The 8,368-nt window shown below is 51.8% G+C and carries 9 protein-coding genes; all 9 read right to left on the reverse strand.

The window, feature by feature from the left end; all coding sequences use genetic code 11:
* Positions 1-5: 5 nt before the first annotated feature.
* The 9 genes from H6A13_RS06000 to H6A13_RS06040 all read right to left on the reverse strand — a co-directional run bounded on the left by H6A13_RS06000 (position 6) and on the right by H6A13_RS06040 (position 8,281).
* Positions 6-680 carry a 4Fe-4S dicluster domain-containing protein gene (locus tag H6A13_RS06000; RefSeq protein WP_204908708.1) on the reverse strand — a complete coding sequence of 225 codons (675 nt, stop codon included), beginning with the start codon at positions 678-680 and terminating at the stop codon, positions 6-8.
* A 161-nt stretch (positions 681-841) separates the two neighbouring features.
* Positions 842-1,696 carry an FAD/NAD(P)-binding protein gene (locus H6A13_RS06005; RefSeq protein WP_204908709.1) on the reverse strand — a complete coding sequence of 285 codons (855 nt, stop codon included), beginning with the start codon at positions 1,694-1,696 and terminating at the stop codon, positions 842-844.
* The gene (locus H6A13_RS06010) at positions 1,693-2,739 is read right to left on the reverse strand and encodes a 4Fe-4S dicluster domain-containing protein (protein WP_204908710.1); all 1,047 of its coding nucleotides are present in this window, start codon (positions 2,737-2,739) and stop codon (positions 1,693-1,695) included. Before H6A13_RS06010 ends, H6A13_RS06005 begins: the two co-directional genes overlap by 4 nt.
* 3 nt (positions 2,740-2,742) lie before the next feature.
* On the reverse strand, positions 2,743-3,717 hold the full coding sequence (locus H6A13_RS06015) for a 4Fe-4S dicluster domain-containing protein (RefSeq protein WP_204908711.1): 975 nt from the start codon (positions 3,715-3,717) through the stop codon (positions 2,743-2,745).
* A complete protein-coding gene (locus H6A13_RS06020; RefSeq protein ID WP_204908712.1) occupies positions 3,702-4,148 on the reverse strand; it encodes a hydrogenase iron-sulfur subunit in 447 nt (148 codons plus the stop codon). The genes H6A13_RS06015 and H6A13_RS06020 overlap by 16 nt, the downstream gene beginning before the upstream one ends.
* Positions 4,139-6,127: a 4Fe-4S binding protein gene (locus H6A13_RS06025; RefSeq protein WP_204908713.1), complete on the reverse strand. Its 1,989-nt coding sequence runs from the start codon at positions 6,125-6,127 to the stop codon at positions 4,139-4,141. The genes H6A13_RS06020 and H6A13_RS06025 overlap by 10 nt, the downstream gene beginning before the upstream one ends.
* A gap of 6 nt (positions 6,128-6,133) precedes the next feature.
* Complete coding sequence (locus tag H6A13_RS06030; RefSeq protein WP_204908714.1) at positions 6,134-6,523, reverse strand: 4Fe-4S dicluster domain-containing protein; 390 nt, start codon at positions 6,521-6,523, stop codon at positions 6,134-6,136.
* Entirely contained in the window at positions 6,520-7,317 is a 798-nt protein-coding gene (locus tag H6A13_RS06035) for a CoB--CoM heterodisulfide reductase iron-sulfur subunit B family protein (RefSeq protein WP_204908715.1), read from the reverse strand. The genes H6A13_RS06030 and H6A13_RS06035 overlap by 4 nt, the downstream gene beginning before the upstream one ends.
* A 19-nt stretch (positions 7,318-7,336) precedes the next feature.
* Positions 7,337-8,281, reverse strand: a complete 945-nt coding sequence (locus H6A13_RS06040; RefSeq protein WP_204908716.1) for an L-lactate dehydrogenase — start codon at positions 8,279-8,281, stop codon at positions 7,337-7,339.
* Positions 8,282-8,368: the final 87 nt, after the last annotated feature.

Genomic DNA, 8,368 nt, shown 5'->3' on the forward strand with positions numbered 1-8,368 from the left:
TCCTCCTATTTCTCAATCTCTCTGTTATTGTAAAGTTCCTGCATCTCTTCGATGGGCTTTTCCATGATCTGCTCGATCAGCTGATCATACTCCCCGTGGTGGATCTCCTCCACCCGGTTGGTAAGATGCTCTGATTCAGGCGCAATGTATTTCCCGGTAAGACGTCTTGCCAGAAGCCCCACCATGGGATGAGAGATCCCCGCCGGGCAGCGCACGGAACAACAGCCGCAGCCGATACAGTCGAAGGATTCCTCCGCGCATTTCTCAAACTCGCCCCGCTGTGCGTAGGCGATGTACTGCATTACGTTCAGATCCTGTGTGCATGCCTTGGTACAGGCGTTGCAGCCGATGCAGCTGTAGATCTCCGGATAAAGCTCCATCATGATCCGCTGCTCAGGCCTGATCTCTTCTATGTCATAAGTCCGCTTGTCTGTAGGGAAATAGGGAATGCTGGCCACATACATGCCTTCTTCCACCTGAGTCTGACAGGCAAGACCTGTCTTTAACTCATTCTTTCCCTTGATCCGGTAAATGGTGGCGCAGGCGCCGCAAAAACCATGCCGGCAGCCGCAGCCCCGTTTCAGTTCATATCCTGCATATTCCATGGCCGTCATAATGGTCAGGTCAGCAGGGACGCTGTATCGTTTTCCGAAAAAATATACGTTTACCATGTCTTCCATGAGTGTTCGTTCCTTTCCTGGTGACGCGCCCCTAGGTTTAACCTTTGGGCGCTTTTATGCTACAACCTCGATTTCGCTTACGCTGCATCTCGGTTGAGTTTCACATGTCTATAAAGTTGGCCTGTTTATCCTGCAGTGCCGGATCCGCCTGCCTTATCCCTTTAATATTCGTCTGGCATTTCGTCGATCTCGTCGCAGCGGAATACGGGGCCGTCTTTGCACACATATTTTGATCCAATGTTACATCTTCCGCATTTGCCTACGCCGCACTTCATCCGAAGTTCCAGGGTGGTGTAGACCTGCTCCCGTGAGAAGCCCAGTTCTTCCAGGCCTGCCAGGGTGAATTTGATCATGATGGGCGGTCCGCACACCAACACGGTTTTGTCTACGTCAAAGCCAAGTTCTTTTACGTAGTTGGGAACAAATCCCACGTGGCCGTCCCAGCCTTCTTCCTCCCGGTCGATGGTCAGATGGACATTCACGCCCTCTGCCTTCATCCACACTTCCTGGATCTCCTTTAACTGCACCAGGTCTTCTGCGGAGCGGGATCCGTAGACGATGTCCACGGTTCCGTATTTCTCCCGGTTATCCAGCACGTAATTGATCACGGACCTAAGTGGCGCAAGGCCGATGCCGCCGGCGATAAAGAGAAGATTCTTTCCCAGAAGTTTATCTTCCACCGGAAAGTGGTTTCCATAAGGACCACGCACGGTGATCTCATCTCCCACCTCCAGGCTGTGGAGATAATCGGTGAGAACGCCACATTTCTTAATGCTGAATTCCTGATATTCCCGATTGGTAGGCGAGGAAGTAATGGAAAACATTCCCTCGCTGACCCCCGGAGCGCACAGCATGGCGCACTGGCCCGGCATATGTTCGAAAAGCTTTCCGCCTTCCGGCGCATTCACCCGGAAGGTTTTGACATCCGGCGTCTCTTCCCGGATATCAGTAATCACTCCCACCTGCGGGATCAAAGTATCTAATTGATAATTCTTATGACAGGTACATTCGCTCATGCCTTTGCCCCCTCCTTTTCCTGAAATGCTTTTACCACCTTCACAATATTCAGAGACGCCGGACATTTTTCCACACACCGGCCGCAGCCTACGCAGGAGTACATCCCGTCATTGTTGGCCGGGAAATACACCAGCTTGTGCATGAACCGCTGGCGGAACCGTTCCTTCTGGCTGGTCCGGTTATTGCCGTGGGCCATCATGGTGAAATCCGAATACATGCAGGAATCCCAGCAGCGGTAGCGCTGTACCCCTTGTCCGGTATCATAGTCCTTGATGTCGTAGCACTGGCAGGTAGGGCACACGAAAGTACAGGTGCCGCAGGCCAGGCAGGGTTTGTAGAGTTCCTCCCACAGAGGCGACTCAAACTTCTCCATCAGCACATCCCCGTTCCATCCTTCCAGGGAAAGATGAGAATAAGGCAGTTCTTCCATGATGGAGCGGATCTTCTCCTCTTCTTCTGCCACTGCCGTTTCGCTTCCGGCATCCTCTGCTTTTTCAAGGAAATCTGCCAGCTTTTCGGTCAGCTTCTGTCCTTTTTCCGTCTCCGGCTTCCAGTACAGGGTGTCCTCCACCATCCAGGCTGCCACGTCTGCCGCCGGATGAGCCGCGTCCACGCCGAACACCTTGCAGAAGCAGGTCTCTTCCGGCTCATGACAGGCCAGGGCAACAATGGTGCCGTGGTCTCTTCTTGCAGCGTAGAAGGTGTCAATAGGATCGGAAAGGAATACCCGGTCCAGCACCTCTACTCCTTTTATGTCGCAGGCTTTCATGCCAAACACCACGAAATCCTGCTCTTTCAGTGTCTCCGGCTCTACACTTAACTTCTTCCCCTCCCGGTAACAGGTATACAGAGTTTCACTCTGGGGAAAGAACACGTCCTTGGGAGACTTCACGGTCTTCAAAGTGTCAAGGTCCACCTCTGCCTCTTCTCTCCACACGCCGAAATTGGTCTGGCCGGCGGTAGAAACCGGCAGATATAATTCCTGATCTGCGGCGATCTTCTGGAATAATGCAGGCAGATCTTCTCGTTTTATCTTATACATGCCCTAACTCCTTTCCGCCACGATCCCAGGCTCTGCGTCGTCCAACTGGTAACTGGTCAGGGGGCCTCTTTCCTCAAGGTCTGCGCCCGCCTGATACTCTCCGTACAGTTCATCGATATCTTTGATGAACTTCCGGTTGAAAAGATGAAGGGGGATCCCCTGTGGGCATACCCGGCTGCACTCGCCGCAGTCGGTACACCGTCCCGCCACATGGAAGGCCCGGATAATGTGGAACATCTTTTCCTCAAAGGAATCCACGTTGGCCTTCTGGGCGCTGTCAAATTTATTGCTGTCAAAGACGCATTTGCGGCAGCTGCAGGCCGGACATACATTCCGGCAGGCATTGCAGCGGATACATTTGCTCAGTTCCTTCTGGAAAAAGGCGAATTTTTCTTCCGGGCTCATGGCCTCGATCCGCTCTACTTCCGCGAACCGGTCCCCGTCTTTGGTCTCTTTGGACTCCCCGATGATCTCGTCGAAGATCATGTGGTCCTTGCCCTTACAGACATGACACCGCTCCAGCATGGCGTCCTTGTAAGGAACTTCCTTCTCTCCGTAAAGGGTCACAATGGTCAGGGTCTCGGCCTCATCCTCAAGGTTGGCCCCTGCGATGCTTTTGATCCCTTTGATCCCCATCCTGCGGATCCTCTCAATGTCCAGCTTGCCCTTGCAGCCCACACCGATGATATAGGCTTTCTCCCGGTCTACCCGGTGTTCTTTCATCAGCTGCTGGAAGCTGTAGGTGTCACAGGGTTTTAAGAATACCAGAGTCTTTCCCTCCATCTTAGAGGCCTCAATCATGTATTTACTTAAATTTGCCCCGCAGAATCCGTTATATACGAATTCTTCCAGGTCTTCTTCTTTCTCAAAATATGCCGGCTCCGGATTATAAGGCAGGTCGCCGGCTTTCCATCCCAGCACCCGTTTTACGGTTCCGTCGGCCAGGAGTTCTTTTGCCCGATTTACGATTTCCTGCATCTTAAATCCTCCAATCTTACGTTTTTCCCAAGGGATGTGATCTTGTCTACAAACTCATGCATGGTCTGGGAGAATTTCACACCTTCTGCCGCGGATACCCACTCTACCCGGGTCCGTCCGTTCTCCACCCCGATAAAATCCAGCATGGAGAAAAGAAGGGTCATTCTCCGCCTTGCATAGTAGTTTCCTGAGGTATAATGGCAGTCGCCAGGATGGCATCCGCAGATGATCACGCCGTCCGCCCCTCTTTCAAATGCTCTTAAGATAAACATGGGATTTACCCGGCAGGAACAGGGAACACGGATGATCTTTACATCTGCGGAGTAAGAAAGACGGCTGCTTCCTGCCAGATCCGCGCCGGCGTAGCTGCACCAGTTACAGCAAAACGCCACGATCTTAGGCTTAAATTCTTCTCTTGCTTCTATCGACATATAGCATCCACCTCCGCTAAAATCTGTCTGTTGGAAAATCCCTTCAGGTCCATAGCGCCGGAAGGACAGGTAACCGTGCAGGCGCCGCAGCCCTGGCAGAGAGCTTCGTTGACCACAGCAATGCGCCGTACTTCTCGGATCCCGTGGTCATTGACTTCCTTCTCTTCATAGGTAATGGCTCCGTAAGGACACACATTGGCACACTGGGAACAACCGTTGCACAGCAGCTCATCGGAATGGGCCGTACAGGGGTTGGTGAGAAGCTTATCCTTGGCCAGAAGTCCGATGGCCTTTACAGCCGCCGCTCCAGCCTGGGATACCGTCTCCGGAATATCTTTGGGTCCCTGGCACACGCCGGAGAGGAAGACTCCCGCTGTGGGGGACTCTACCGGACGAAGCTTGGCATGGGCTTCGGTCAGGAAATTATTGGTGTCAATGCTGGCAGTGAGCATGGTGGCGATTTTGCGCACATCCGGGTTTGGCTCAATGGCCGCCGCCAGGACTACCATATCCGCTTCCTTTAAGATCTGCTTGTTGTCCAGCAGATCCGCTCCCTGCACCAGAAGCTTTCCGTCCGGCTGGGGAATGACTTTGCCCACCTGTCCTTTGATATAGTTCACACCGTATTCTTCCACGGCCCGGCGGTAGAACTCATCAAAGTTCTTGCCCGGAGTCCGCACATCGATATAGAATACGGTTACATTTACATCCGGATACTTATCCCGGATCAGCATGGCGTGCTTGGCGGTATACATGCAGCAGATCTTGGAACAATAACTTTTGCCGCGGTTATCAGCGCACCGGCTTCCCACGCACTGGATGAACACAATCTCTTTGGGCGCCTTCCCGTCAGAGAGCCGTTCCAGATGACCTCCGGTTGGGCCTGCCGCGTTCATGATCCGCTCCAGTTCCAGGGAAGTGATCACATCCTTGCTCTGGCTGTAGGCATACTCGTCATAGTCGTCCAGTTTGATCATGTCGAATCCGGTAGCCACCACGATGGCGCCATATTTCTCGGTAATGATCTCATCCTTCTGCTCATAGTCGATGGCGCCTGCCTGGCACACCTTGGAGCAGATCCCGCATTTTCCGGTCTTAAACTTGATACAGGCCTCCCGGTCGATCACCGGCACATTGGGGATGGCCTGGGCAAACGGAGTATAGATGGCGCTCCGGTTATTTAACCCCCGGTTAAATTCGCTGGGCGTCTTCTTGCTGGGACATTTTTCCTGACAGACGCCGCAGCCGGTACATTTGCTCATATCCACGCTTCTTGCCTTCTTGCGGATGTCCACCGTGAAATCTCCCACAAATCCGGAGACTTTCTCTACTTCACTGTAGGTATAGATGTTGATATTTGGATGCGCGTTGGCCTCCACCATCTTCGGGGTCAGGATACAGGCCGAACAGTCCAGGGTGGGGAAGGTCTTGTCAAGCTGAGACATTCTTCCGCCGATACTGGGGGTCTTCTCCACGATATCCACCGGATACCCCGCGTCCGCGATATCAAGCGCCGTCTGGATGCCGGCGATCCCGCCGCCGATCACCAGAGCCCGCTTGGTCACCCGGCTCTCTCCCGGCTGAAGCGGTGTATTCAAATTCACTTTGGCCACAGCCGCACGCATCAGGATCACGGCCTTCTCGGTAGCCTCTTCCATATCTTTATGAATCCAGGAACAGTGTTCCCGGATGTTGGCAATTTCCACCATATAGGGGTTTAATCCTGCCCGCTCTGCCGCATTCCGGAAGGTATTCTCATGCATCCGTGGAGAACAGGAACACACCACAATGCCGCTTAAGTGCTTCTCCTGAATAGCCGCCCGGATCTTCTCCTGCCCGGCTTCGGAACACATATACTGATAATCTTCCGCATGGACCACGCCCGGCTCATGCAGAGCCATCTCTACTACTTTTTTTACATCTACCGTTGCGGCAATATTAGAACCGCAGTGGCAGACGAATACGCCGATCCTAAGCACCTTCCATCACCTCCTGTACCTTCTGAATGCACTGACTAATAACTGCTGTGGGATCTCCGGATCCAGCAGTTCCGGGATCTCGTCCGGACTTAAGTAGTCCCCGCCCCTTTGCCGCTCTACGATCTGTCTTGCCGCGTCGATGAGTTTTCCCGGCTTTACGTCCCGGGGACACCGCTGTACACAGGCAAAGCAGGACAGACATTTCCATAAGGATCTGGATTTTACCAGCGATTCAATATCTTCATTGATCACATAGGACACGAACTGATGAGGCTTGATGTCCATCTCATTATAGGATGGGCATGTAGCAGAACATTTGCCGCACTTCATACATTTCAAAGGATTGACGCCGCTGATCTCCCGGATCAGTTCCGCCTGTTTTTTCTTGTCTGTCATGCCTTCTTCACCTCATCTTTCACACCCAGAGCCTCTGCCAGAAGTTCGGTAAAATAATAAACCGGCAGATCGGTACTGGTATTTTTATTCAGATTATACATACATAAAGGACAGGCGGTGATCAGCATATCCGCGCCAAATCCTTCCGCGCTCTCTTCGATCTTCTGACACATGTTCTTAGACATTTCCTTTTCTTTTAAGGAAATATACCCTCCGCAGCACTCGTTGCGGTAAGGATAGATCACCGGCTCTGCGCCGATGGCCCGGATAAAGTCCTCCATGATCTTCGGATTCTCCGGATTGTCAAAAGACAGGATCTTTCCCGGGCGAAGGAGCAGACATCCATAGTAGGCGCCGATCTTCTTTCCTGTCAGAGGATTAACCACCTTTTCTTTTACTTTATCGAAACCGATCCGGTCCCTTAAAACCTCCAGAAAATGCAGGACTGTGGTCTCTCCCTCATAGGGCGTGGAAAGATCCAGATAGTTGTTAGCCCTGGTACGGATATCCTCTACATTTTTCATGTCGTCATTGACTCTTTTTAACACATGGTGACAGGCGGAACACAGAGTGACCAGTTCCTGCCCTTTTTCCCTGGCCGCATGCAGAGCCCGGACAGAGGCAAGTTTTGTGGCGATCTCATCGTTCCCCAGAGGGTACACGCCGCCGCAGCACTGCCATTCTTCCAGTTCTTCCAGTTCAAAGTCCAAAACTTTGGCCGAAGCCCGGGCGTATGCGTCCAGGTCTTCGGCTTTATTTTTCAGCGTACAGCCGGGGTAATAGCTGTATTTCATAGCGTTTCCTCCTCATTTCTTATATCTCAATCTGAGCGATCACATCTTTTAATACTTTGGCGCTGGCCTGCAGTCTCTCTACCTCTTCCTCTGTCAGGTGGATCGGGATCCGTCCCTGCACGCCTTTTGGTCCTACTAGGGTCAGCGTACTTAATGCCACATCCTCAATCCCATACTCGCCATGCATCATGCTGGAAACAGTTGCTACAGAATCGGATGCCGCAAGGATCAGATTACAAAGTTCACAGACTGCAACAGACACAGCGTAGAAAGTGGCTCCCTTCTTAGCGATCACCTGGCCGCCGGACTTGTGTACATATTCTTCCATTCCCGCTTTATCCAGCTCTTTTAAATCCACCTTATCCTTCATCACCTGATAGTAATCATCCAGGTTCATGCTGGCGATATCAGCGCTGTTCCACGGAACAAAAGAGGAATCCCCGTGTTCTCCGTAAACATAAGCGTGGATATTTTTCTGTGCCACATGGAAATGCTCTGACAGGCCGTAACGCAGACGCGCCGTATCCAGAATGGTTCCGGATCCGATGATCTGATTCTCTGGCAGACCGGAAATCTTTGTAAATACATAGGTCAGGATATCCACCGGATTGCTGACAATGATATAGATGGCATCCGGCGCCGCTTTCACGATCTCCGGCGTAATCTCTTTGATGATATTCACGTTCGTCTGTGTCAGTTCGATCCTGGTCTGGCCGGGCTTACGGGCAATCCCGGAAGTGATGATCACAATATCGGATCCTGCCGCATCCTCATAATCTCCTGCTATGATCGAAATCGGATTGCGGAAGCAGGTACCCTGCTTAATATCCATCACTTCCCCTTCCACTTTTTCCTTATTGATGTCAATGAGGACCAGTTCCGACGCAATGTCCTCTCCCGACAGTTTATAGGCGATTGTTGCCCCCACACTTCCTGCTCCAATAATAGTGATCTTACTGCTCATACGTTTCCTTTCCTTTCTTTTGATGAAATAAGATTGATAATTTTTTATCATAATAACATATCGTTAATTATTTGACAAGGAGTGTAT

It is taken from the genome of Mordavella massiliensis (genome assembly GCF_016902415.1).
In the GTDB taxonomy this organism is placed as follows: Bacteria; Bacillota; Clostridia; order Lachnospirales; family Lachnospiraceae; genus Merdimonas; species Merdimonas faecigallinarum.

Coding starts and splice junctions, on each gene's coding strand:
- H6A13_RS06000 (WP_204908708.1), bottom strand. CDS start 680: ATGGAAGACATGGTAAACGTATATTTTTTCGGAAAACGATACAGCGTC.
- H6A13_RS06005 (WP_204908709.1), bottom strand. CDS start 1,696: ATGAGCGAATGTACCTGTCATAAGAATTATCAATTAGATACTTTGATC.
- H6A13_RS06010 (WP_204908710.1), bottom strand. CDS start 2,739: ATGTATAAGATAAAACGAGAAGATCTGCCTGCATTATTCCAGAAGATC.
- H6A13_RS06015 (WP_204908711.1), bottom strand. CDS start 3,717: ATGCAGGAAATCGTAAATCGGGCAAAAGAACTCCTGGCCGACGGAACC.
- H6A13_RS06020 (WP_204908712.1), bottom strand. CDS start 4,148: ATGTCGATAGAAGCAAGAGAAGAATTTAAGCCTAAGATCGTGGCGTTT.
- H6A13_RS06030 (WP_204908714.1), bottom strand. CDS start 6,523: ATGACAGACAAGAAAAAACAGGCGGAACTGATCCGGGAGATCAGCGGC.
- H6A13_RS06035 (WP_204908715.1), bottom strand. CDS start 7,317: ATGAAATACAGCTATTACCCCGGCTGTACGCTGAAAAATAAAGCCGAA.
- H6A13_RS06040 (WP_204908716.1), bottom strand. CDS start 8,281: ATGAGCAGTAAGATCACTATTATTGGAGCAGGAAGTGTGGGGGCAACA.